Genomic DNA, 23,469 nt, shown 5'->3' on the forward strand with positions numbered 1-23,469 from the left:
TTACCAGTCCTTGAAGTTGATAGCGGACTGGTTGCCGGCAATCTGGATCTCAACAAACTTGGGACCCACTGCTTTTTCCACGCTGTAACGCGCTGTCGCACGGTACTCTTTGCCGGACTTGGACTTGCCGAAATAAGTCACTTCCAGCGGGTGCGCGCCGGTCTGCACATTGGCGGTATGGATACGCTGTACCCCACCCAGCTGCAGGGCTTCGATTTCGCGGTAGGTGTATAAGTGGTGAGCGACCACCTGGTTATCGAGCTTCACCTCGACAGATTCAAGACTGAATTCGGAACTGTTGGGGAGGGAAACAAACAGGGCGACCTGAGTGTTGGACGGAAACAGCAGCTTCTCTTCCAGGCGATTGAGCTCGGACGTAAGACTGATCACATCTTTCTTTACGTCCTGAATCTGCTCGTCGAGCCCGCGGATCTCTTCGCGACTTACCTGGTTGGCCCCCTGGGCATTGGTCACCACCGCCAGCATCAGCAAAACGGTCGCCATCAGAACTCTGCACATATCCCTTTTACCTCAAACCCCAACCTTTTTTATTGGCTGCGGACTCACCCGTCACTTTTCCAGCGAAGGTCGAATACGCATTCTTAGGCGGGAGATTGTATTGCAAGCAAGTGGGTGGGAGATGTGAGGCGCTTCAAAACTCGCGCAGAGTGCGATAAGAATTTTTTCTTAAAATTCAAAGGACAAGAGAAAGAAGCTCGATTTTGTGACAGGTATCACGAGCCTCAAGCGAAGCTTCCTTGTGCGCCAGGTCACAATTTCGCCGTTAGGCGCGGAACAGGGTCATATTTTTGTGGCTCAAGCTTGTTCAAGCGATAAGAAATGAGTCCCGCGAGGTTTGCAAGCACTCACAAACCCGGTCGGGCAGCTCACCATTTCTTTAATGCTTCTTCGTCACTGTTTCGCGCCTGCACCCAGTCGCCCTTCTCGGCGCCTTTCGCGAACTCCTTCTTCCAGAAGGGGGCTCGGCTTTTCAGGAAGTCCATAATAAACGCGCAGGCATCCAGTGCAGCCTGGCGGTGGGCCGAGGTCGCGCCCACAAACACAATCTCGTCACCGGCAGAGAGCGGGCCATAGCGGTGCACAATTCGTACACGCCCCAGTGGCCAGCGCTGCGCCGCCTGCCTGGCGATATCGGTCAGTGCGGATTCCGCCATCCCGGGGTAGTGCTCCAACTCCAGTACCGCGACCGACTGCTGTTCACCCGACTCTGCTGGGGAAAAGTCTCGCACGTTACCCACAAACATCGCTGTGGCACCGTCCACATAGTTTTCACTGCGTAACAGCCTGTACTCTACCCCGGGGTCGAACCCTTCGGCCTGTACGGAAATAGAAATTTCCAGTGGCACTTCAGCCTCCCGTCACCGGCGGGAAGAAGGCAACCTCATCGCCATCTTTGACCGCGGCTTCCATACTCGACAGTTTCTGGTTCAACGCCACCTGCAGCTGATCACTGGCCAGCGCCGCCTGCCACTCACTGCCCTTGGCCGCGAGGCTAGTGCGCAGGCCTGCAATATCGGTAATACCTGAGGCTTCTGCTTGCAGACCTTCGCAGCCCAACTGCTCACGCAGGCTGGCAAAAAACAGTACGTTGATCACGACTTTTCCTCCGCGGCTTCCGGCGTCCAGTGCCCGCGCTTGCCACCGATCTTTTCCTGAAGCCTGGTGGGTCCAATTACCATGGCCGGGTCAACGGCTTTGCACATGTCGTAAATGGTCAGTGCGGCCACACTGGCGGCGGTCAGCGCCTCCATTTCCACGCCGGTACGGCCGGCGAGGCGACAGAAGCTGGCGATGTTCACGGTGGAATTGGCCTCATCCAGTTCGAAGTCAACCTTCACCTTGGTTAGTGCCAGCGGGTGGCACAGAGGGATCAGATCGGCGGTTTTCTTGGCGGCCTGGATGCCGGCGATGCGGGCGGTGGCGAGCACATCGCCCTTTTTGTTGTTACCCGCTTGCAGTTGCGCGAAGGCTTCCGTGGACATGGCGACGGCGGAGATGGCGCGGGCAGAGCGGTCGGTGATGTCCTTGTCGGTGACATCGACCATACTGGCTTCGCCTTGCTGGTTGAGGTGTGTCAGGGTCATGTATTGGGCAACCTTGGGCAATTTACTTGGTTAGATAGCCAACGAAGTTACAGGGCTTGTGACTTGCGGTGAGCTGTTCCTGCAGCAGTTTGGTCCAGCCGGTTTTGCACGCACCGGTGGAACCGGGCAGGCAGGCGATCAGGGTGCGGTTGGCAATGCCGGCCAGTGCGCGGGACTGGATGGTGGAGGAGCCAATCTCTTCGTAACTGATGGAGCGGAACATTTCGCCGAAGCCGTCGATGTGTTTGTCGAACAGGGGGGCGAGTGCTTCTGGGGTGGAGTCGCGCCCGGCGAAGCCGGTGCCGCCGGTGGAAATAATTACTTGTACTTCTGGGTCGGCGATCCAGTCGGAGACTTGCGCACGCAGCAGGTATTTGTCGTCGATGACGATGGCTTTGTCGGCTAGATTGTGGCCGTCTGCCTGCAGGGCTTCTACCAGGTATTTGCCAGAGGTATCGTTTTCTTCGGTTCGGGTGTCGGAAACGGTGAGAACGGCGATGTTCAGTTTTTGATTGGGATCCAGTGGGGCGTGGGACATTTTTTGGTGCTCCGTCGCGGCCTTTTATGTTGGGTACTTTGTTCTTGGTTCTGTGGCGAGCAGGCATCGGGTGAAGGGGTTCAGGACCGCTGTGAATACATCCCTGTACGCTTCGTCGGCAACATCCCTGTTGCCGACGATCCTGAACCCCTTCACCCGACACCCGCTCTTCAATTCTGAGTTTCGCGCTTAGCCACCAATTATCGAGAGGTTTTCTGTTCCTCCCGTATTGCCCTGCTGTAAGTAGTGGCTGACTTCTTTATTACCGATCATGGTTCTTACACTTTCCGCCAGCGCACTGGCATCGCCATCGCGAATCGCATGGCGCAAATCAATGCCGGTATCGGAAAACAGGCACAGGTGCAGTTTGCCCTGGGCGGAGATGCGCAGTCGGTTACAGCTGCTGCAGAAGTCTTTGCTGTAGGGCGTAATCAAACCGATACGGCCGGCGTAGTCGGGGTGGACGTATTCACGGGCGGGGCCGGCATCGATGGCGCGAGGGAGTAATTGCCAGCCGGTTTCGATCAATAGCTGCTCGATTTCGGCGCCGCGCAGGTGGTTGCTGGCGAAGTAGTCGCGGTTGTCGCCGGTCTGCATCAGTTCGATAAAGCGGAGGGTGACCGGGGTGGTTTTGAGCCAGGCCAGAAACTGTTGCAGTCGATCGCGCGCACCGTCACTGAGCAGCACAGCGTTGACCTTGGTTTGTACGCCCAATTCCAGTGCGCGGTCGATACCGGTCAGAATTTTAGGCAGGCAATCGTGGCCGGTTATGTGGGCAAATTCACTGGGGTCGAGGCTGTCGATACTGATATTGAGCTGGTCGAGGCCCGCGTGGTGCCAGGTGTCGATAGCAGCAGGCAACTTGTAGCCGTTGCTGGTGACGGCGACGCGGCGGATGCCCGGGGTGGTCTTTGCGGCCTGGATGAGTTGCGGGAGATCTTTGCGTAAAGATGGCTCGCCGCCGGTCAGGCGCACCTTTCTGGTGCCGAGCTGGGCGAAGGCGCGCATGACGGTGGTGGCTTCCGCGACACTGAGGTCGGGCTGCTTAGGGCTGGCCTGGTAGCCGTCGGGCAGGCAGTAGTCGCAACGGAAGTTGCAGACATCTGTCACCGACAGGCGCAGATAGTAGAAACGACGGCCGTGGCCGTCTTCCAATACGCGGTTTTCCTTCATCACCTTTCCAAATGCGGGAGGCCGTTCGGTTTCCCTTGCGACCCTGGCGGGCGGCTAAGCCGCTCGCGGCCTACATCCCGTATCACTCGCTTATCGATGACTTAGGAATGCAGGCTCGGTGTTGTTGATATCGTTCGTTTAGACAGTGTTTAAATCGAGGCCCGGTTCAGGCCATCTGCAGCACAGTCCTCTGTTCAAGATTCGCTTCAAATTACAGGTAGTTTCGGCACTACCATCCGTATTCTAACCACATCCGCCCGTCTAAATGCAATTTCACCGCCAATCTCGCGTCTGACTGAATCAACAGACGTCGAGGATCTTCAGCGTGTTGGTACCACCGTGGGACTGCATCAGATCACCGCGAATCAGGATCACCCGGTCACCCTCATCGACAATGCCGCGTGCCCGCAGGGTATCCAGGGCGCGCTGGTTGAGCTCGCGGTCACCCTCGTCGTCGCCGGGCACGAACAGCACGGAGATTACCCCGCGATACAGCGCCATCCGCCGCTGGGCGACAGGCTCGTGGGCGAGACCAACAATGGGCAGGCCGGAGCGAATGCGCGAGGCGATAAGCGCCGTGTAGCCGGTCTGGGTCATACAGGCGATGGCGGTGACTCGCTCCAGGTGATTGGCAGCATACATGGCGGAGAGGGAGATGGTCTCATCGATGCGGGTAAACCCCTGATGCATGCGATGACCGGACTCCTGGGCCGAGCGTTCGCGTTCCGCCCCCAGGCACAGGCGGTGCATGGCCTCTACCGCCTCCACGGGAAAACCACCGGCGGCGGTTTCGGCCGAGAGCATAACCGCATCGGTGCCATCGAGTACCGCATTGGCCACATCGAAGACTTCCGCCCGGGTGGGCAGCGGTGCGGTAATCATGGTTTCCATCATCTGGGTGGCGGTAATCACCGCGCGGTTGAGCTGGCGGGCGCGCTTGATCATGCGCTTCTGTACCCCAATCAGGGCGGCATCCCCTATTTCCACCCCCAGGTCACCGCGGGCCACCATCACCGCTTCCGAAGCGCGGATGATGTCGTCCAGGGTGTCGTGATCCGCCACGGCCTCGGCGCGCTCAACCTTGGCCACCAGCCCAATATGCTTGCCCTCTTCACCCAACAATTCCCGGGCTTCCAGCATGTCCTCGGCGCTGCGTGGGAAGGATACCGCCAGGTAATCGACGCCAATGTCGATGGCGGTCTTGAGGTCCCGCTTGTCTTTGTCGGTGAGGGCTGCCGCAGACAGTCCACCGCCCTGTTTATTGATACCCTTGTTATTGGAGAGGCTGCCGCCCACCACCACCGTAGTCAGCACGTGGCGCTCGGTCACCTGCTCCACATTCAGGATCACCCGCCCGTCGTCCAGCAGCAGCACATCGCCGGCGGTTACATCGCTGACCAGCGCTTTGTAATCGCAGCCCACACGTGTCTCGTCACCGGCATTGGCGTCGAGCGCCATATCCAGCAGAAAGCGCTCTCCCTCATGCAGGATGACGTGATTTTCGCGGAAACGGGCGATACGGATTTTGGGCCCCTGCAGGTCACCCAGCGCCGCCACGGTTTTCCCCTGGCGCTCGGCAATCTCGCGCACCTGCTTTAAACGGCGGCGGTGATCTTCGGCAGTGCCGTGGGAAAAGTTGAGGCGCACCACGTCGACCCCGGCAGCAATCAACCTTTCCAGCACGCCCGGCTTGTCACTGGCCGGGCCCAGGGTGGCAACGATTTTGGTACGACGAAAAGGCGAGGTGGCCGGTTCGACCGTGGGGATATGGGGCATGGAGGTTTCTCTGGCAACTTGCGACCGAGTCCGGGTCTATAGACTCAGCTTAGCCAGCAATACTGCCCCGGCGGGTCTGGCTTTCTAGTTATCCACAGTCGGCAGCACCAGAATTGCGCGGAAATCATTAACATTGGTACGGGTTGGCCCCGTTACAATCAGATTGCCCAGTTCCGCGAAGAAGCTATAGGCGTCGTTGTTGGCGAGATACGTTTGCGGTTGCAGCCCTTGCGACAGCATCTTGGCCCAGTCATCCGGGCTGAAGGATGCGCCAGCGTTGTCTTCGGAGCCATCAATGCCATCGGTGTCGATGGCAAGACCATAGATACCCGGCGCCCCTTTTAACCCATCGAACAGCCCCAGCAGATACTCCACATTGCGCCCGCCGCGACCATTGCCGGTCACCGTGACGCTGGTTTCACCGCCCGACAAGATCAGCAAAGGCTGGCGGAGTTCTTCCTGCACATCCAGCGCCATCGCCGCGTGCTCGGCACCCAGCTCCCGCGCCTCCCCTTCAAGGTCATCACCCAGCACACGCACCTCGACACCCGCCGCCAGCGCCGCACTGCGCGCCGCTTGCAGTGCGTCGGCTGCTTTGGCAAGCATCACGGAATGATCGCGCGTAAAGTCGGCATCATCCGGACGCGGGGATTCCGTTGCGGCTTCGAGATGTGCACGCACCTCGGGCTCGAGGTTTATCTGATAGCGCTGCAGAATTTCCAGAGCGTCGGCCGCGGTGGTGCTATCCGGCAAGGTTGGGCCCGAGGCAATCAGCGTAGGATCATCCCCGGGAACATCAGAAATTAGATAGGTCACTACACGCGCAGGATGTGCAGCGGCAGCCAGGCGTCCGCCCTTGATCGCTGACAGGTGACGGCGCACGGTATTGATCTCACCAATCGGCGCGCCGCTGCGCAACAGGGCCTTATTAATGGATTGCTTCTGCTGCAAGGTGAGCCCCGGCGCCGGCAGGCTCATCAGTGCGGAGCCTCCGCCAGAAACAAGAGCCAGAACCAGGTCCTCTTCCCCGAGCCCTTCAACAGAGGAAAGCATCCGCTTGGCCGCCTGCTCTCCGAGGTTATCCGGCATTGGGTGTGCCGCTTCCAGTACCTCGATCTTCTCGCACTGCGCAGCATGCTCGTAGCGGGTTACTACAACCCCCGAGATATCCGCCTGCGGATACTGCTGTTGCCACGCGCGCTCCAGCGCCGCTGCCATTGCGGCACTCGCCTTTCCGGCACCCACTACCAGCGTTTTCCGCCCGGGTGCCGGGAGCTGGTCTGAAAACAAGTTGTCTGGGTGTACCGAGGCAACGGTGAGCTGCGCGAGCTCACGCAACCATTGGCAAAGGCTCTCGGGGCTCATTTCAATGCGGATCGGTGGCAACGTTGGAAATGGTGGCAAGTGGCTTCTCCTTAGCAGTGCGGCGGTAATTTGACTCTGCAAAAACAGTTCCGCTTTTGTTGCCTTCCCTATGAATAGCCTCTCACCATAGCCCGGCGTATGCGCTCACCTGATCAGAGGAAGGCGAATTTCGCGAGAAAAATCGCACTCAGAATATACAGGCTTACAGAGATTTGGCGATGCTGACCGGTAAATAGCTTGAGCGCGGTATAGGTCAGAAACCCGAGTGCGATGCCATTGGCGATGGAAAAGGTCAGCGGCATCATAATCATGGTAACCACCGCGGGAATCGCATCGGTGAGATCCTCCCAGTCGATATGCGACATGCCGCCCATCATCAGCATCGCCACATAAATCAATGCGCCAGCAGTGGCATATGCGGGGATCATCCCGGCCAGCGGCGCAAAGAACACGCACAACAGAAACAGCACACCTACCGTCACCGCGGTGAGCCCGGTGCGCCCTCCTGCGGCCACACCCGCGGCACTCTCCACAAAGCTGGTTACCGGTGGGCAGCCCACAAAGGCGCCCAGCACACTGGAGGTACTATCTGCCTTCAAGGCCTGGGGGAGTTTTTCGATGCTGCCATCCGGCTCAATCAGCTTGGCGCGGTGAGCAACCCCCATCAGGGTACCGGCGGTATCGAAGATATTGATAAACAAAAACGCGAGGATCACGCTGACCATACTGAGATCCAGCGCCCCGCGAATATCCACCTGCATCCAGGTAGGTGCCAAGCTCGGCGGTTTGGACACCAGACCACCGTATTCCACCAGTCCCAGCACCAGCCCGATACCGGTGACCACCAGGATACTGATCAGGATCGCTCCGAACACCCGCCAGAAGCTAAGCACCGCAATCAGCAGAAAACACAGTGCACCGAGCATGGCCGGCGGCTCACGAAAGGATCCGAGGGACAGTAAAGTGGCATCGCTGGATACCACGATGCCCGCCGACTTGAGCCCAATCAACCCAAGAAACAGCCCCACCCCTGCCCCCATGGAGTAGCGCAGGCACATAGGGATACTGTTCATAATCCACTCACGCACCCGCGACAGGCTCATGGCCACAAACAGCACGCCAGCAATAAACACCGCACCCAGCGCTACCTGCCAGCTGTAGCCCATCTCACCGACTACCGAGTAGGCGAAGAACGCGGTCAAGCCAATACCCGGCGCCAAGCCAACCGGCCAGTTCGCGTAGAACCCCATCAGAAAGCAGGCCACCGCACTGCCCAGGCAGGTGGCCACAAACACGGCGCCGGGATCCATACCGGTACCAGAGAGCATATTGGGCGTCACGAATACCACATAGGCCATGGTGACGAAGGTGGTGAGGCCAGCGAGCAGCTCGCCGCGCACCGTGGTGCCGTGCGCGCGCAACGCAAACAGACGCTCGACCACCTTGTTTGACGACTGCTGCACCGACATCTCCAACCTGTGGATTAATTAACGGGAAGGGCCACTTCTAGACAGTGTGGACAATGAACGGCCTGGCGCCCAGTTGCGCAAGCCCCAGCAAGCAGCAGCGACTTCTCATTGGCCTCGCCGGCCAGTAAAATCGCCCTCTTTACCCAATTACGACTATCCCGAGATACCGGAGCTATACCCATGGGCAGAGCCTACCAGAACCGCAAAGAGTCGATGGCCAAGACCTCGAACATGAAGGCCAGGGTCTACAGCCGCTATGGCCGTGAGATCTACGTGACCGCAAAGTCTGGCGGCATTGACCCCAACGGTAACCTGGCCCTGCGCAGCCTGATCGACCGCGCCAAGAAAGAGCAGGTCCCCGCCCATGTGATTGAAAAAGCCATCGACAAGGCCAAGGGCGGCGCCGGTGAAGACTTCGCGCGCGCCCGCTACGAAGGTTTTGGCCCCGGCGGTTGCATGGCCATCATCGAGTGCCTGACCGACAACCCGAACCGTACTTTCGGTGATGTGCGCCAGGCGTTTACCAAAACCAAGACCAAGATCGGCACCGAGGGCTCCGTTAGCCACAGCTTCGACCATCTGGCGATTCTCGTCTTCAAGCACGATGACGAAGAAGCCGTACTGGAAGCCCTGATGGAAGGGGATGTGGACGTAACAGACATCGAAAACGAAGACGGTAAGCTTTCCGTATTCGCACCGCAGTCCGAGTACTTCAAGGCCAAGCAGGCACTGATCGAAGCCTTTGGCGAGATTGATTTCGACGTGGATGAGATCCAGTTTGTGCCGCAGACCTACACCCAGATCAGCGGTGACGACGTAGCGCTGTTTGAGAAGTTTATTAACATGCTGGAAGACCTGGAGGATGTGCAGGCGGTTTATCACAATGTGGAAAACCCCTGATTTTCAGCGGCGAGTAAAAACTGGCGCATCCGGTTTGTGATGCGCCAACCTCCCACCTATCCCTCACACAAAAACCACCTCTCCCCCCTCCCTCCTTAGTTATAGTTTTTAATCGCAATAAGATTCATTTTGCGCCATTCCAGTTTAACTGGTACTGGCGTAAAGGGACGCATAATGACAAAGAGTGGTATTTTCTACCTACTCTCTTTTTCGAAGCAGAAACTATTCTATGAAGCGCCCAAATATTGAGGATGCGTGGCAATCTTTCCAGGAAGTTTATGCGGATATTGGAAAATCTGTATCTGCGGTGGGCACTAAGCTCGGCGGGAAAGTCGACTACAACATAAATAAAGTACCGCAAGGACAAGGTCGATTCGAAAACGCCTGTGCGATTCGTATGAGCTATGTGCTCAACGAGAATGGCATCAATATACCGTATTTAAGTGGACAAACAGTATCCGGCGCCCAAGGTCGCTGGTACATTTACAAAGTCAAAACCCTGATCGCCTATCTTAAGAAAACCTTTGGAACTCCTGAACACACCTTCCGAAACCCAGATGAAATTTCGTTCACAGACAAAAAGGGAATTTTAGTGTTTGAGGTCGATCAATGGAGTGATGCCAGCGGCCACGCTACCATCTGGAACGGCAACGCCTGCTCTGACAAATGTTATTTTCCAATTTCGAAAAAGGCCTTCTTATGGGAACTCAAAAGCAAGCACTCGCCTTTTTAAGCTTTTTTCTGTTATCGGCCTGCGGCGAAAGCACTGCATCAAACCTGCGTGAAATCACTAAAGAAGAAAAGGATTTCCGAAAATACGCAACAGCTATTTGCCTAGGGTCTTCATTTTCGGAAAAGTCAATTAGGGCTGACGCTAATCGTTCTGCGAACGTATATATGGGAAATGTCGACCTGGCGGCTTACGAAGCCTTGAGAGCTCAACTAAAAAACTGGAAGCCAACCGAATTTACAACCAAAAACGGATCTCAAGCCGCGATTACTCGCTGTATAGAGTTTTCGGAGTCTAAAGAGGTTAAGCAACTCTTCAATGAATTTGACCCGTGCAGCCACAAAGAGGCTTGGCTGGATCAGACGAACTTTGACGCTCAGTGCGAATAGTCGCTGCTGTTGAAAACCCACACACTCCCCACGAGGAGGCCTATCACGCTACCCCTCAACATTTAAAGAACCCTCGGAGACGATGACGCTCACGCTAAACTTACCGAATACATACCAAGAGACCACATAGTATTCATATGCCTCTGGAGAACAATAAAACTGAATCAGAATGTATAGGGTTTGGCGGCGGCTGCCACTGGTGTACAGAAGCTGTATTTCAGCAGTTGCGCGGTGTTGAGCGCGTCGACCAAGGGTACATCGCATCACAGCCTCCGAATTCAGGCTTTTCAGAGGCTGTGATCGTACACTTTGACCCCGACGAAATTTCCCTGGAAACGCTGATTGAGGTGCACCTATATACGCACAGCGCTACAGCGGCTCACCAATTGCGTAAGAATTACCGCAGCGCGATCTACTTTTTTAGCGAGCAACAAAGGGAGATTGCCCAAGAGGCTTTGCGCAAATTTCAAAATGATTTCGCTGATCCATTGATCACTCAGATCTTGCCCTACCACGCATTTCGAAGTTCAGACCCACAGCATACGAATTATTATTCCACTGACCCACAGCGGCCATTTTGCCAGAGGTACATCGAGCCGAAACTTCAGCTGCTTCAGAGCAAATTCTTAGACGGGTTAAAAAAACGGAAGGACTCTGACTGAGCCAGAAACACAAAAGCCCCGCACTGCGGGGCTTTTGGAAGAATACCGAACTCATGCGAAGCTCGGTTTTCAATGTGGTGCCCAGGGCGGGACTTGAACCCGCACGAGCATAGCTCACTACCCCCTCAAGATAGCGTGTCTACCAATTCCACCACCTGGGCAAAAACTTTTCAGTTTTTGATTTCGCCTTTCGGCTTACTGAGGCTGTTCCTCAGTGTCTGCTTCCGGCAGTTCAGCCTGCGGGGCTTCTTCTGCGGAGGGCAGTTCGTCGGCCGGAGCAGCTTCCTGAACTTCAGGGATGTCGCTCTCGATGACCGCCGGAACGTCGTCCTGCTGTTCGCGGGACTCAACTGCTGCAGGAACCTGCGGCAGACCGTCGATGTCCGGTGCTTTGTTGACGCTGGCGAGGTAGGCCAGGCCAAAGCTGGTGACGAAGAATACCGTCGCCATAATTGCAGTCAAGCGGGAAAAGAAATTTCCGCTACCCTGGCTGCCAAATACGGTTTGCGAAGCGCCGGCACCGAAAGATGCACCCGCTTCAGCACCCTTACCCTGCTGCAGCAAAATCAGCGCGATGATACTCAGCGCGGTGAGGATGTGTACGATTAAAACCAGTTTTTCCATTGTCCAGAAAACCTGCTGTCGGGCATCTGCCCTTGCTCAAAATTTCTTTGCTGCGCTCAATCGGCGGCGCGGCAAATCTGAATAAATTCTTCGGCCTTTAATGAGGCCCCGCCCACCAAGGCACCGTCAATATCGGGCTTGGCAAACAGTTCTGCGGCGTTACCGGCTTTTACGCTACCACCGTAGAGAATCTGTACCTGCTCTCCAGCTTCACCCAGCTGTTCGCGGATAAAGCGGTGCACTTCCTGCGCCTGTTCCGGGGTAGCCGTTTTACCGGTGCCAATCGCCCACACAGGCTCATAGGCGATGACCGCATTTTGCCAGGTATCTGACAGACCAAGGTCAACCACGGCCTGAATCTGCGCGGCAACTACTTCCAGAGCCTTGCCAGATTCACGCTCTTCCAGCGACTCTCCCACACACAGCATGGGAACGAGGCCTGAAGCCTTGGCTGCGGCGAACTTCTCCGCTACCAGTGCGCTGGTTTCACCGTACAGGCTTCTGCGCTCTGAATGACCAACGATGACGTAATCGGCACCGAAGTCTTTCAGCATCTCAGCGGAGACTTCGCCGGTGAAAGCACCGGAGGCTTGTTCGCTGAGGTTCTGTGCCCCAAGGCCCAGATCGCTGGCAATCTCTCCGACCAGGCCCAGATAGGGGTATGGCGGGCAGATCACTACCTGTGCGGAGCATTTACCGGACTCAAGTCCGCTGTTCAGCTCGGCCAACAGTTGCTCGGCAAACGTCTTGCTGCCGTGCATTTTCCAGTTGGCGGCAACCAGTGTTTTACGCATGGGTGCTCCTCCAAGGGGCGCAAATCTTAGCGGTATTGCCGGTAACATACAACCAGCGTTTTCGGATATTTATTGATTTTTCAATGGCTTCCGACACTTTGGGCTCACTTGCCGCCCTGCTCAGACGCCAGGCCGCTCTCACGCGTTCCCCACGCGCTCCACCACCTGGGCGATGTCAGCCGCTAACTGTTCAACGAGCGGTCCGTCCTTACCCTCAACCATTACCCGAATCAGCGGCTCGGTGCCAGACGGGCGCAACAGCACCCGGCCGCTATCCGCCAGGGTGGACTCAGCCTGGGCAACGGCGGCCTGCACGTCAGTATGCTCCAGCACGCCGTCGCGGCTGGCGAGGCGCACATTGATCATATGCTGGGGCAACATGTCCATTTTTTCGCTCAGCTGGTCGAGCGACTCGCCGAAGTCACTAACCGCACGCAAAACCTGCAATGCGGAGATGATGCCGTCACCGGTGGTGGTCACATCGGTGCAGACAATATGCCCGGAGGACTCGCCACCCAGGGTCCAGCCGTTCTTGTACATCATCTCCAGTACATAGCGGTCACCAACCTTGGCCCGTGCGAAGGGTATGGCACGCTCTTTCAGGGCCAGTTCGAAGCCGTAGTTACTCATTTGTGTTCCGACCACACCGCTGCAACCGCCGAGGAATTGCTGGCGATGAATGGCGATCAGGAACAACAACTGGTCACCGTCGATCAGCTTGCCGTTTTTGTCCACAAACATCACCCGGTCACCATCGCCATCAAACGCGATACCCAGATCCGCACCGCGCTCTACGACCGCTTGTTGCAGCTTCTCGGGCTTGGTGGAACCGCAGTCCAGGTTGATATTCAGTCCGTCCGGCTGCACACCAATAGCGTGCACTTCGGCACCGAGCTCACTAAATACCTTGGGCGCGATGTGGTAGGTGGCTCCGTTGGAGCAATCCAGAACGATATTCAGGCCCTGCAGAGAGTAGCGCCAGGGGGTACTCGCCTTGCAGAACTCGATGTAGCGACCCACGGCATCATCAATACGCCAGGCCTTACCCAGGTCCTTGGCAGTTTCCATGGGCAGATCTAACGCCGCTTCGATTTCGGCTTCAACCTCGTCAGGCAGCTTACTGCCGTCGGCACTGAAGAATTTGATGCCATTGTCTTGATACGGGTTGTGCGAGGCACTGATCACGATGCCGGCCTGGGCATGAAAGGTACGCGTGAGATAGGCAATCGCCGGGGTGGGCATGGGGCCGAGCAGACCGACGTCGACGCCGGCATTGATCAGGCCCGCCTCCAGCGCGGCCTCAAACATATAGCCCGACACGCGGGTATCTTTGCCGATCAGGATGCGGCTGCGCCCTTTCCCTGCACGGTTTGCACCCAGCACCTTGCCGGCGGCGTAGCCGAGACGCAGCATGAAATCTGGAGTGATGGGGCCCTTCCCGACCTGGCCGCGGATACCGTCTGTGCCAAAGTACTTTCTTGTCATCTGATCACTCGCTTCTCATTCACCGCCCCACTCAGGGGCAATCTACCAATTGTTGTAATTTCAGCACATCTGCGGTGGCGGCAACGTCGTGCACGCGAATAATCGCGGCACCGCGTTGGGCGGCCAGCATAGCCAGCGCCAGGCTGCCGGCGAGGCGTTCATCGACCTCGCGTCCCAGCAACCGCCCGATCATGGATTTGCGCGACAAGCCCACCAGCAGAGGCACCCCTTTGGGCGCCAGCTCGGGCAGATGGCGCAGCAGCGCAAGATTGTGCTCGTCGTTCTTGCCGAAACCAAAGCCCGGGTCGAACATGATCTTTTCCCGCGGGATACCCGCGTCGACGCAGGCCTGCAGGCGCGTATCGAGGTAAGCGCGTACTTCGGCCACCACATCCGCATATTCGGGCTTGTCCTGCATGGTGCCGGGCTGCCCCTGCATATGCATCAGGCACACCGGCAAACCGGTCGCGGCAGCGGCCTGCAGTGCCCCTGGCCGGGTCAGTGCGCGCACATCGTTGATGATACCGGCGCCAGCTGCGGCGGCATTGTGCATTACCGAGGCGGTGCTGGTATCGACAGAGATCACAACATCCAGACGTGCTGCAATGGCTTCCACTACCGGCACCACGCGCGCCAACTCTTCCTGTTCGGACACCGGCGCCGCACCCGGGCGGGTAGACTCGCCGCCAATATCGAGAATGGATGCGCCATCTCGCACCATCTGCTCGGCACGCTGTAGCACCAGATCCAGATTTAAACCACCGTCGCCGTAATAGCTGCCGCCATCGGAAAAGGAATCTGGCGTGGTGTTGAGGATGCCCATCACTTGCGGACGGGACAGGTCCAGCATGCGCTGGCCGCACAGTAACTTCATATCGTTCTTATCGCTTGATGCAACTCAAGCGGCGCCGCGGGAAAAGATCTGCAGGCGTCGCTTGGTATTGCTAGATATACAAAGCGGGCCTGCTAGTGAATAGCAGGCCCGCTTCGCGGTCGATACTGGAAGCGTATCGACAGAGTCCGCCTATCAATCAGTGACCGTTAACCGGGCCACCTACGGAGCTGTCACCATCCTCGGACTTGCTTTCCGGCTTGATGTCGTCGGAAGAGTCACCACCGGTGTAGTCGTTGTCGTGCCAGTCTCTCGGCGGGCGTACCTTGCGGCGCGCCATCAGGTCATCCACTTGTTCCGCATCCAGGGTCTCGTATTCCATCAGCGCGTCTTTCATCGCTTCCAGGATATCGCGGTTTTCTTCCAACAGCTTCTGCGCACGGTCGTAGCAAGTGTCGATAATTCGGCGCACTTCCTCATCGATTTCGTTCGAGGTCTTGCCGGATACCGGGTTACCCTGGCCGGGCTGACCGCTCTCGTCTTCGCCGTAGTGCAGCGGGCCGAGCTTCTCCGACAGGCCCCACTTGGTGACCATGTTGCGGGCAATATCGGTAGCGCGCTCAATATCGTTGGAGGCACCGGTGGTTACACCATCCACCCCCAGGGTCATTTCTTCAGCAATACGGCCGCCAAACAGGGAGCACAGCTGGGATTCCAGCGCGCGCTTGGACAGGCTGTATTTGTCTTCTTCCGGCAGGAACTGGGTAACACCCAGGGCGCGGCCGCGCGGAATGATGGTGACCTTGTGCACCGGATCGTGCTCCGGCACCAGGCGACCAATAATGGCGTGACCCGCTTCGTGGTACGCGGTATTGGTCTTTTCCTTCTCGTTCATCACCATGGACTTGCGCTCGGCACCCATCATGATCTTGTCACGGGCACGCTCGAACTCGTCCATGGTCACCATGCGGCGGTTGGCGCGGGCGGCAAACAGGGCAGCCTCATTCACCAGGTTGGCCAGATCCGCACCGGAGAAGCCGGGAGTACCACGGGCAATGGTCTGCGGGTCGACCTTCTCGTCCAGCGGCACCTTGCGCATGTGCACCTTCAGGATCTGCTCGCGGCCGCGGATGTCCGGCAGGCCGACAAACACCTGGCGGTCGAAGCGGCCCGGGCGCAGCAGCGCGGAGTCGAGTACGTCCGGACGGTTAGTGGCGGCGATCACAATTACGCCTTCGTTGCCTTCAAAGCCGTCCATCTCTACCAGGAGCTGGTTCAGGGTCTGTTCGCGCTCGTCGTGGCCTCCGCCTACACCGGCACCGCGGTGACGGCCGACGGCGTCGATCTCATCGATAAAGATGATGCACGGGGCCTGCTTCTTGGCCTGCTCGAACATGTCGCGCACACGGGAGGCGCCCACACCAACGAACATTTCCACGAAGTCGGAACCGGAAATCGAGAAGAACGGTACCTTGGCTTCACCGGCAATAGCCTTGGCCAGCAAGGTTTTACCGGTGCCGGGAGGGCCCGCCATCAGCACGCCGCGCGGGATGGCACCGCCGAGGCGCTGGAATTTGGACGGGTCGCGTAGGAACTCCACCAGTTCCTGCACGTCTTCTTTCGCTTCATCCACACCCGCCACATCGGCGAAGGTAGTTTTAATCTGGTCTTCGCCCAACAGGCGCGCCTTGCTCTTGCCGAATGCCATAGGCCCGGAACGACCACCGGCACCGCCCTGCATTTGGCGCATAAAGAACATAAACACGGCAATGATGATCAGGATCGGGAAGCTGGCCACCAGCAGCTGCTGCCAGAGGCTGGCACTTTCCGGCTCGCGACCGTTGAACTCGACGCCGCCGCGCACCATTTCATTGGTGAGCTCGTCGTCGATAATTTGCGGCTGAATGGTCTTGAAGCGGCTGCCGTCGGCTTTCTCGCCGGTAATAACGAGGCCATCAACCAGCACATTTTTGATTTGGCCGGACTGCACATCCTGGACAAAGTCGGAATAGTTGAGGGATTCATCCCGGGTTTGCGGCTTGAAGTTCTGGAAAACCATCAGCAGCACCGCGGCGATGATCAACCACAACACCAAATTCTTTGCCATATCGTTCAAAGGGTATGCCCTCTTGCCTGTGCCTTGGTTTGCGCCTTGGCAACTTTATCCATTCCTTCCATCCCACCCAGTATAGGTGGCGAAAATCGTAAACCTGTCGCCCCGGTCATGGGGACTTTATCAAATCTCGGCAATTAAAGCCTCGCAAGTCAGCCTTTCTCGCCCCGTCTTACCCCTTAAAGCCGCGCGCTACCACATAGACTTCGCGGGAACGCGGACGGGATGCACCGGGCTTGCGGGTTACTACCGTCTGATACTGACTGCGCAGGTCGCGAATCAGTTCATCGAACCCTTCCCCCTGGAAGACCTTGGCCACAAAGGCTCCGCCTGACTTCAGGGTCTGGCGCGCCATATCCACTGCCAGCTCCACCAGATACATGGACGCGGGCTGATCGACGGCACGCACTCCACTCATATTGGGGGCCATATCGGAAATCACAAGGTCGGCGCGCTCTTCTCCGAGCTTTTCCAGCAACTCTTCGAACACGGCCTCCTCGGTGAAATCGCCCTGCACAAAGTCCACGCCCGCCAGCGCATCCATGGGCAGAATATCCGATGCCAGCACCCGGCCCTTGTGACCAACAAGTTCTGCAGCCACCTGAGACCAGCCACCGGGGGCGGCGCCCAGATCAACCACGGTCATACCCGGCTTGATCAGACGGTCCTTCTCCTGCAACTCCTGCAGCTTATAGGAGGCACGGGAGCGGTAGCCCTCTTTCTGGGATTGTTTGACGTAGTGGTCGTTAAAATGTTCACGCAGCCAACGGTGGCTGCTCTTTGATCGGCCCATCAGTTACAATACATCGCTAATTTATGGGGTTGTCCACGCGGGTTGCCCACACGTCGAATACCCAAGTATGGGTTTAAGGATGGAGTATTGTATGCCTTTAACCGCTGACCGCAAAAAAGCGCTGCGCGCCCGTGGCCACAGCCTCAAGCCAATCGTGACCGTTGCCGACAAAGGTCTGACCGAAGGCGTTCTGGAAGAGTTGAATCGCGCCCTGGAAGATCACGAGCTAATCAAGGTGAAACTGGCGGTGAATGACCGCGATGTGCGCCGCGAACTGATTGGCGAGCTGTGCGAGCAGAGCAAATCCGAGCTGGTGCAGGAAATCGGCAAAATCGCGCTGATCTTCCGCAAGGCGGAAAAGCCCAACGCGCGCCTTTCCAATCTGCTGCGCCCCTGAGGCCCCCTTCCCTTTCTGGCCAGCGCCAGTCCTGGCGCCGGCCCTTAAAAGCTTCTCTTTAGAAACGCGTCGGCGGGATAAAGCTGCGCGGACGATCCGTGGGCATCCGCCCGCTGGCGTTTGGCGCCTCGACCTCAAAGCGCAGTACGCCGAATGAGCCGGCACACGCCGGACTCAGGTTTTGCCCCCAGCCCTCGCCCGCGCACAGGGCGACAGGGGTAATGCCCCGCAGGTGATCATCGGCAGCGGCCCAGGCTTCCGGCAACAGCCCTTGCACCGCAGTGCTGGCCCGCGGGCGAATCAACGTCGAGCCAATGCGCCCGCGCTGCCCCTGCGCCACCACATAATCATCGGCGGAAGTAGGATTGAACGGACTGTTGGTGACGGCCACATCGCGCTCGATGCCATAGCGCAGGCTCATCATGGTTTCCTCGAACAGCATGGCGGTATCCTCCCAGGGAGAGCTATAGCTGTAGAAGGCGTTGGCGCTGTCCGGGAAAAAGAAATTCGCCACATCGATCGGGGTATAGCTTTGCTGCAACAGAGTCGCTTGAGCGCCGCGGTAACGCACATCCGCCAAGTCGTAGAGCTCCTGGGATGTCATCCCATTCACTGCAGTGACGGACGGATTCACGAAGTCACTTTTGTAGGCCTGGTTAAAGAAAATGTCGTCGAGAGCCAGTCCACCCTGAATTTTTGCCTGAGACATAGCGTCGTTGGCATGCGCCAGCTCGTGGTAAAGCAGAGATCCAAGGTCAACTTCCAGATCGAAGAAAGAGCGAGTCTCTCTCAGGTAAGACGGATAAAAAGGGAAGGCATAGTTGTTGTTTTTTACGTAGCGCCAGGGAGTTACGTATTGCAAATCACTACCAAAACCACTGCGATAATCTGGCTGCTCGTTAATAAGGTCACGTTCGCTGGGTGTTAGCCAGAGGCTATCAGGGTCAAGGTAGATTGCCCCGGTGAGGCTCCAATAGAAAGAGGGCCGCACATCACTGGAAATCACGATGGCGGTGACCGAACGCAGCATCAGCGCAAAGTCATCGTAGGGGTCCAGCTCGCGAATAAACCGTTCAAAGCGCTCTCCCATCCAGTCGTGAGAGACCGCGACGTGATCCATAATCTGATCGACGGTAGGTGCATTACTGGTTAAGCCAATAATCGGCAAAGTTCGCAGGCTGCACAGGCTTTCTTCGGTCAATTGGTTGGAGTAAACACACTGGGCCAGCGCATCGCGATAAGGGCTATCGCTGCGATAGCTATACACCGGGTTTAGTGGTGACGTTTTCGCGCAATATTCACCATCGCCATCACAGAAAAACTCACTGGTAACCTCAGGGCGGTCCTGCACCACCACATACGCCACATCGGAGTAGGTACCGAAAGACGTCTCCACCTCACCGCGAAAACGCATTACCTGATCACTATTCACCCGGGGTGCAGTCACAAAAATTACTGGCTCCCCGGAATCATCCTCCACAAGATCCGCCTGCGGGCCGGACTCCTGCACAAATCGCCATGAATTTACCGAGCCGGAATATTCGCTGAGATTCAGACGCAGGGAAAAGTCGGCCCCCTCGCTCACCGCCCGATCCGCGCGCAGCTGCACACGGGTGTGGTCGCTATTTGGTGCGACGGACATATCAAAAGTGCCCTGCACCTGATCACCGTCTTCATTCGAGGCCGTCAACTGAAAACGATATTCGCCACTGAACGCGGTATCAAAACTGATTCCCGCCGTGCCATTGCCCGCCAGAGGTGTCACCACCGGCCCCGCCAGCTGCTCCCACTGGAAGCGGGTATAACCCTGCTCCGATAAGGTCGCGACTATACCCACGGCATTATCAACTTCCGCATTTGTATCCCCCGTGAGCGTCAAAACCGTGCTCGCAGGTGGCACTAGGGTACTATCGGGAGGCAGAGGGCCATCATTACCACCAGATCCGCCACCACAGGCCACAAGAGAAGCGGTACCCAGGATACACAGCGATTTACCCAGAACGCGCAAATAACGAACAGGGAAGGCGGAAGGACGGTATACGGACATGGTGGCTCCGTGCGTTTCGATGGTTTTTATAATTGGTACAGCCGATTAGATTATCCCAGCTGCCCCGCAGGTAAAACCCCGTCTCGCTGTGACCCTCGTCAACATTCAGGCGAAAAAAAAGGCCCACCTTTCGGGGGGCCGTTTTTTGTACGAGTCGGGTCTGAAAAATCAGGCCGGATTCATCTTACCCAGTACGCTCTGCAGACTCTCCTTCGCATCGCCAAACAGCATGCGCGAGTTGTCTTTATAGAACAGCGGGTTGGCAACACCGGCGTAGCCGGACGCCATGGAACGCTTCAGCACAACAACTTTTCCAGCCTTCCACACTTCCAGTACCGGCATGCCGGCGATGGGTGAACCGGGCTTTTCCACCGCGTCGGGGTTCACTGTGTCGTTCGCACCGATTACCAGTACCAGATCGGTTTCCGGAAAATCATCGTTGATCTCTTCCATTTCCAGCACGATGTCGTAGGGCACATTGGCTTCCGCCAGCAACACGTTCATGTGTCCGGGCAGACGGCCCGCAACGGGGTGGATACCGAAGCGCACGGTTTTGCCCGCTTTACGCAGCTTGTCGGTCAGATCGCTTACCGCTTGCTGCGCGTGGGCTACCGCCATGCCGAAACCGGGAACGATAACGATGTTCTTGGCCGCTTTCAGGTCATCCGCCAACTCATCGTGCGTAGTCGCAACCGCCTCGCCTTCGACCTCACTGTCACCACCGGCCACTTCACCATCGGAACCGAAACCGCCCAGAATCACGCTGATAAAGGAACGGTTCATACCGCGACACATAATGTAACTGAGGATGGCACCGGAGGAGCCGACCAGGGCACCGATAACAATTAGCAGATCGTTGCTCAGCATAAAGCCAGTGGCCGCAGCGGCCCAGCCGGAGTAGCTGTTCAGCATGGAGATCACTACCGGCATATCCGCACCGCCGATCGCCGCGATCAAATGGATACCCAGCAACAGCGCGATACCCGTCATAACCAGCAGGTTAATGATGGTGGCATTGCTCACGTCCGCCGGAATGAACTGGGCACCCAGCACCACGCAGATCACCAGCGCGATCAGGTTCAGCCAGTGGCGTGCCGGCAGCATCAGCGGTTTACCCGAAATCAGGCCCTGCAGTTTGCCGAAGGCAACGATGGAACCGGTCAGGGTGATGGCACCGATGAACACGCCGATATAAATCTCGGAGTTATGCACAATGTGTGCGGCACCTTCGAGATTAATGCGCGGGTCCAGGTAGCCGCCCCAGCCGATCAGCACCGCGGCCAGACCTACAAAGCTGTGTAGTAGCGCGACCAGCTGCGGCATCGCCGCCATCTCCACCTTGCGCGCCAGATGGATGCCAATCACCGCACCCACACCCATGGCAATCGCCACCGGCAGGTAGGCGCCAGAGGTAATACCGGCGACGGTGGCAATGATGGCCACCGCCATACCCACCATGCCGTAGTAGTTACCACGTCTTGCGGTCTCGTGCGCGGACAGTCCACCGAGGCTCAGAATAAACATCACCGCAGAGAACAGATAAGCCATGGAAATTACGCTATTCATGTCTCTTTCTCCTTAGCGACGGAACATTTTGAGCATACGGTGGGTAACAAAGAATCCACCGAAGATATTGATACTGGCGACCAGTACCGCAATAAACGCCATGACAGTGACAACGAAGGAACCGGTGGCCCCTACCTGCAACAAGGCACCGATAATCACAATGCCGGAGATAGCGTTGGTCACACTCATTAGCGGAGTGTGCAGCGCATGCGACACATTCCAGATCACCTGCCAGCCGATAAAGATGGCCAGAACAAACACCGTAAAATGGGCAACAAAGTCTGCCGGGGCAGATTTACCCAGTGCCAGCAGCAACAGGCCAGCAACGGCCCAGAAGGCAACCAGAGACAATGGGGAAGACTTCTTCTCCGGCTTTGGTTCCACTTCGATCTGCGGCTCCGGCTGCTTTTGCTGGGGCGCGGCAGAAATTTTCGGCGGGGGTGGCGGCCAGGTGATTTCACCTTCCTTCACCACAGTGGCACCGCGAATAGCTTCGTCTTCGAAGTTGATTTCGATTTCACCGTTCTTTTCCGGTGTCATGTCCGTCAACAGATGGCACAGGTTGGTGGCATACAGGGTGGAAGACTGGGTAGCTGCGCGGCTGGCCAGATTGGTGTAGCCCAGAACGGTGACACCACTCTTGACCACCTTTTTATCGGCTTCGGTGAAGTCACAGTTACCGCCCATTTCCGCCGCCAGGTCCACCACCACAGAACCGTCGGCCATGGTTTCCACCATGTCCGCCAGCCACAGCTTCGGTGCCGGCTTGCCGGGGATCAGAGCGGTGGTGATAACAATGTCCACTTCCTTGGCCTGTTCACGGAACAGCGCCATTTCGGCATCGATAAACTCCTTGGACATCTGCTTGGCGTAGCCGCCGGTGCCGGAACCATCTTCCTCGATTTCCACAGTGAGGAATTCCGCACCCATGGACTCCACCTGCTCGCGTACTTCCGGGCGGGTATCGAAGGCGCGCACGATGGCACCCATGCTCTTGGCGGTGCCAATTGCAGACAGCCCCGCAACACCAGCACCAATCACCAGCACCTTGGCCGGTGGAATTTTGCCGGCGGCGGTGATCTGGCCGGTAAAGAAGCGACCAAACTCGTGGGCGGCTTCAATCACTGCGCGGTAGCCGGCAATGTTGGCCATGGAGCTCAACGCGTCCATTTTCTGCGCGCGCGAAATACGCGGAATAGATTCCACCGCCAGCGCGTTAATGTTTTTGTCTGCGAACTTTTTCAGCAACGCTTCATTCTGCGCCGGCTTGAGAAAGGCTACCAGCGTGGCACCGCTGGGAATCAGATCCAGCTCCGCATCATTCGGCTGCTGAACTTTCAGTACGATCCCGGCCTGACTCAGACAGTCGGCGGCATTAGCGCACAACTTGGCGCCGGCCTGCTCATATTCTGTGTCGGGGAAGTTAGCTCCTTCTCCGGCACCCTGCTCGATGACAACGTCAAAGCCCAGCGACTGCAAACGCTTTACGCTGGCTGGCGTTGCCGCGACCCGCGACTCTCCAGGCGCGGTCTCCTTTGGTATGGCAATAATCACCGTTTGTGCTCCCGTTAAAAGATTTGTCGTTGTTATAAACCCAAGGCCCTGATGCGAACATTTGGGCTGTCCTTTGTAGGACGAAACACTACCGCCGAATTTAATTCCGCCAGTACAGCCTTTTATTCGGGTCACCCCGAAACAACAAATTAAAAGG

Annotated in this window: 23 protein-coding genes, 1 tRNA gene and 1 riboswitch; of the genes, 5 read left to right on the forward strand and 19 right to left on the reverse strand. The window is 57.3% G+C overall.

Annotated elements, in window-relative coordinates; all coding sequences use genetic code 11:
* The 9 genes from LCM31_RS01580 to LCM31_RS01620 all read right to left on the reverse strand — a co-directional run bounded on the left by LCM31_RS01580 (position 1) and on the right by LCM31_RS01620 (position 8,420).
* On the reverse strand, positions 1 to 519 hold the full coding sequence (locus tag LCM31_RS01580) for a hypothetical protein (RefSeq protein WP_224866976.1): 519 nt from the start codon (positions 517 to 519) through the stop codon (positions 1 to 3).
* Positions 520 to 887: 368 nt separating this feature from the next.
* Entirely contained in the window at positions 888 to 1,367 is a 480-nt protein-coding gene (locus tag LCM31_RS01585; RefSeq protein ID WP_224866978.1) for a molybdenum cofactor biosynthesis protein MoaE, read from the reverse strand.
* A gap of 1 nt (position 1,368) precedes the next feature.
* Positions 1,369 to 1,617: a molybdopterin converting factor subunit 1 gene (gene moaD, locus LCM31_RS01590; protein ID WP_224866980.1), complete on the reverse strand. Its 249-nt coding sequence runs from the start codon at positions 1,615 to 1,617 to the stop codon at positions 1,369 to 1,371.
* Entirely contained in the window at positions 1,614 to 2,105 is a 492-nt protein-coding gene (gene moaC, locus LCM31_RS01595) for a cyclic pyranopterin monophosphate synthase MoaC (RefSeq protein WP_224866982.1), read from the reverse strand. The genes moaD and moaC overlap by 4 nt, the downstream gene beginning before the upstream one ends.
* Positions 2,106 to 2,127: 22 nt before the next feature.
* Positions 2,128 to 2,643, reverse strand: coding sequence for a molybdenum cofactor biosynthesis protein B (gene moaB / locus LCM31_RS01600; RefSeq protein ID WP_224866984.1), 516 nt, complete (start codon positions 2,641 to 2,643; stop codon positions 2,128 to 2,130).
* Between the two features lie 189 nt (positions 2,644 to 2,832).
* Positions 2,833 to 3,816 carry a GTP 3',8-cyclase MoaA gene (gene moaA / locus LCM31_RS01605; RefSeq protein ID WP_224866986.1) on the reverse strand — a complete coding sequence of 328 codons (984 nt, stop codon included), beginning with the start codon at positions 3,814 to 3,816 and terminating at the stop codon, positions 2,833 to 2,835.
* A riboswitch (molybdenum cofactor riboswitch) is annotated at positions 3,801 to 3,949 on the reverse strand. (Overlaps the previous gene by 16 nt.)
* A 167-nt stretch (positions 3,950 to 4,116) precedes the next feature.
* Complete coding sequence (gene pyk / locus LCM31_RS01610) at positions 4,117 to 5,592, reverse strand: pyruvate kinase (protein WP_224866988.1); 1,476 nt, start codon at positions 5,590 to 5,592, stop codon at positions 4,117 to 4,119.
* Between the two features lie 84 nt (positions 5,593 to 5,676).
* Positions 5,677 to 6,996, reverse strand: a complete 1,320-nt coding sequence (locus tag LCM31_RS01615) for a glycerate kinase type-2 family protein (protein ID WP_224866990.1) — start codon at positions 6,994 to 6,996, stop codon at positions 5,677 to 5,679.
* Between the two features lie 113 nt (positions 6,997 to 7,109).
* Entirely contained in the window at positions 7,110 to 8,420 is a 1,311-nt protein-coding gene (locus tag LCM31_RS01620) for an NCS2 family permease (protein WP_224866992.1), read from the reverse strand.
* Positions 8,421 to 8,606: 186 nt separating this feature from the next.
* On the opposite strand from LCM31_RS01620, the gene LCM31_RS01625 reads away from it, so the two are divergent.
* From LCM31_RS01625 to LCM31_RS01640, 4 genes are all read left to right on the forward strand, one after another.
* Entirely contained in the window at positions 8,607 to 9,326 is a 720-nt protein-coding gene (locus tag LCM31_RS01625; protein WP_224866994.1) for a YebC/PmpR family DNA-binding transcriptional regulator, read from the forward strand.
* Between the two features lie 229 nt (positions 9,327 to 9,555).
* Positions 9,556 to 10,059 (forward strand): type VI secretion system amidase effector protein Tae4, encoded by a 504-nt coding sequence (locus tag LCM31_RS01630; RefSeq protein ID WP_222230093.1) that lies wholly within the window; start codon positions 9,556 to 9,558, stop codon positions 10,057 to 10,059.
* Positions 10,026 to 10,445, forward strand: coding sequence for a hypothetical protein (locus tag LCM31_RS01635; RefSeq protein ID WP_222230091.1), 420 nt, complete (start codon positions 10,026 to 10,028; stop codon positions 10,443 to 10,445). The genes LCM31_RS01630 and LCM31_RS01635 overlap by 34 nt, the downstream gene beginning before the upstream one ends.
* Before the next feature lie 137 nt (positions 10,446 to 10,582).
* On the forward strand, positions 10,583 to 11,107 hold the full coding sequence (locus LCM31_RS01640) for a peptide-methionine (S)-S-oxide reductase (RefSeq protein ID WP_224866996.1): 525 nt from the start codon (positions 10,583 to 10,585) through the stop codon (positions 11,105 to 11,107).
* Between the two features lie 75 nt (positions 11,108 to 11,182).
* Here the strand turns inward: LCM31_RS01640 and LCM31_RS01645 are convergent.
* From LCM31_RS01645 to rlmE, 7 genes are all read right to left on the reverse strand, one after another.
* Positions 11,183 to 11,268 (reverse strand) — tRNA-Leu (locus LCM31_RS01645).
* 34 nt (positions 11,269 to 11,302) lie between these two features.
* Positions 11,303 to 11,731 (reverse strand): preprotein translocase subunit SecG, encoded by a 429-nt coding sequence (gene secG / locus LCM31_RS01650; protein WP_010131659.1) that lies wholly within the window; start codon positions 11,729 to 11,731, stop codon positions 11,303 to 11,305.
* 56 nt (positions 11,732 to 11,787) lie between these two features.
* Positions 11,788 to 12,525 (reverse strand): triose-phosphate isomerase, encoded by a 738-nt coding sequence (gene tpiA, locus LCM31_RS01655; RefSeq protein ID WP_224866998.1) that lies wholly within the window; start codon positions 12,523 to 12,525, stop codon positions 11,788 to 11,790.
* A gap of 138 nt (positions 12,526 to 12,663) precedes the next feature.
* The gene (glmM, locus tag LCM31_RS01660) at positions 12,664 to 14,010 is read right to left on the reverse strand and encodes a phosphoglucosamine mutase (RefSeq protein ID WP_224866999.1); all 1,347 of its coding nucleotides are present in this window, start codon (positions 14,008 to 14,010) and stop codon (positions 12,664 to 12,666) included.
* Between the two features lie 31 nt (positions 14,011 to 14,041).
* The gene (gene folP / locus LCM31_RS01665; RefSeq protein WP_224867001.1) at positions 14,042 to 14,884 is read right to left on the reverse strand and encodes a dihydropteroate synthase; all 843 of its coding nucleotides are present in this window, start codon (positions 14,882 to 14,884) and stop codon (positions 14,042 to 14,044) included.
* A 157-nt stretch (positions 14,885 to 15,041) separates the two neighbouring features.
* Positions 15,042 to 16,949, reverse strand: a complete 1,908-nt coding sequence (gene ftsH, locus LCM31_RS01670) for an ATP-dependent zinc metalloprotease FtsH (RefSeq protein WP_224867003.1) — start codon at positions 16,947 to 16,949, stop codon at positions 15,042 to 15,044.
* A 178-nt stretch (positions 16,950 to 17,127) separates the two neighbouring features.
* Positions 17,128 to 17,748, reverse strand: a complete 621-nt coding sequence (gene rlmE, locus LCM31_RS01675; protein ID WP_010131665.1) for a 23S rRNA (uridine(2552)-2'-O)-methyltransferase RlmE — start codon at positions 17,746 to 17,748, stop codon at positions 17,128 to 17,130.
* Between the two features lie 91 nt (positions 17,749 to 17,839).
* On the opposite strand from rlmE, the gene LCM31_RS01680 reads away from it, so the two are divergent.
* On the forward strand, positions 17,840 to 18,145 hold the full coding sequence (locus tag LCM31_RS01680; RefSeq protein ID WP_222230084.1) for a YhbY family RNA-binding protein: 306 nt from the start codon (positions 17,840 to 17,842) through the stop codon (positions 18,143 to 18,145).
* A 58-nt stretch (positions 18,146 to 18,203) separates the two neighbouring features.
* Here LCM31_RS01680 and LCM31_RS01685 read toward each other — a convergent pair whose 3' ends face one another.
* From LCM31_RS01685 to LCM31_RS01695, 3 genes are all read right to left on the reverse strand, one after another.
* Positions 18,204 to 20,192 carry a hypothetical protein gene (locus LCM31_RS01685; protein ID WP_224867005.1) on the reverse strand — a complete coding sequence of 663 codons (1,989 nt, stop codon included), beginning with the start codon at positions 20,190 to 20,192 and terminating at the stop codon, positions 18,204 to 18,206.
* Between the two features lie 168 nt (positions 20,193 to 20,360).
* Positions 20,361 to 21,758: a Re/Si-specific NAD(P)(+) transhydrogenase subunit beta gene (gene pntB, locus LCM31_RS01690; protein ID WP_222230082.1), complete on the reverse strand. Its 1,398-nt coding sequence runs from the start codon at positions 21,756 to 21,758 to the stop codon at positions 20,361 to 20,363.
* Between the two features lie 12 nt (positions 21,759 to 21,770).
* Entirely contained in the window at positions 21,771 to 23,312 is a 1,542-nt protein-coding gene (locus LCM31_RS01695) for a Re/Si-specific NAD(P)(+) transhydrogenase subunit alpha (RefSeq protein ID WP_224867007.1), read from the reverse strand.
* Between the last annotated feature and the right edge of the window lie 157 nt (positions 23,313 to 23,469).

Source organism: Microbulbifer agarilyticus (assembly GCF_020171345.1).
GTDB classification, from domain to species: Bacteria; Pseudomonadota; Gammaproteobacteria; order Pseudomonadales; family Cellvibrionaceae; genus Microbulbifer; species Microbulbifer agarilyticus_D.

Coding starts and splice junctions, on each gene's coding strand:
- LCM31_RS01580 (WP_224866976.1), bottom strand. CDS start 519: ATGTGCAGAGTTCTGATGGCGACCGTTTTGCTGATGCTGGCGGTGGTG.
- LCM31_RS01685 (WP_224867005.1), bottom strand. CDS start 20,192: ATGTCCGTATACCGTCCTTCCGCCTTCCCTGTTCGTTATTTGCGCGTT.
- LCM31_RS01680 (WP_222230084.1), top strand. CDS start 17,840: ATGCCTTTAACCGCTGACCGCAAAAAAGCGCTGCGCGCCCGTGGCCAC.
- LCM31_RS01630 (WP_222230093.1), top strand. CDS start 9,556: ATGAAGCGCCCAAATATTGAGGATGCGTGGCAATCTTTCCAGGAAGTT.
- folP (WP_224867001.1), bottom strand. CDS start 14,884: ATGAAGTTACTGTGCGGCCAGCGCATGCTGGACCTGTCCCGTCCGCAA.
- moaA (WP_224866986.1), bottom strand. CDS start 3,816: ATGAAGGAAAACCGCGTATTGGAAGACGGCCACGGCCGTCGTTTCTAC.
- tpiA (WP_224866998.1), bottom strand. CDS start 12,525: ATGCGTAAAACACTGGTTGCCGCCAACTGGAAAATGCACGGCAGCAAG.
- secG (WP_010131659.1), bottom strand. CDS start 11,731: ATGGAAAAACTGGTTTTAATCGTACACATCCTCACCGCGCTGAGTATC.
- rlmE (WP_010131665.1), bottom strand. CDS start 17,748: ATGGGCCGATCAAAGAGCAGCCACCGTTGGCTGCGTGAACATTTTAAC.
- pntB (WP_222230082.1), bottom strand. CDS start 21,758: ATGAATAGCGTAATTTCCATGGCTTATCTGTTCTCTGCGGTGATGTTT.
- pyk (WP_224866988.1), bottom strand. CDS start 5,592: ATGCCCCATATCCCCACGGTCGAACCGGCCACCTCGCCTTTTCGTCGT.
- moaB (WP_224866984.1), bottom strand. CDS start 2,643: ATGTCCCACGCCCCACTGGATCCCAATCAAAAACTGAACATCGCCGTT.
- glmM (WP_224866999.1), bottom strand. CDS start 14,010: ATGACAAGAAAGTACTTTGGCACAGACGGTATCCGCGGCCAGGTCGGG.
- LCM31_RS01640 (WP_224866996.1), top strand. CDS start 10,583: ATGCCTCTGGAGAACAATAAAACTGAATCAGAATGTATAGGGTTTGGC.
- LCM31_RS01635 (WP_222230091.1), top strand. CDS start 10,026: ATGGGAACTCAAAAGCAAGCACTCGCCTTTTTAAGCTTTTTTCTGTTA.
- LCM31_RS01625 (WP_224866994.1), top strand. CDS start 8,607: ATGGGCAGAGCCTACCAGAACCGCAAAGAGTCGATGGCCAAGACCTCG.
- ftsH (WP_224867003.1), bottom strand. CDS start 16,949: ATGGCAAAGAATTTGGTGTTGTGGTTGATCATCGCCGCGGTGCTGCTG.
- moaC (WP_224866982.1), bottom strand. CDS start 2,105: ATGACCCTGACACACCTCAACCAGCAAGGCGAAGCCAGTATGGTCGAT.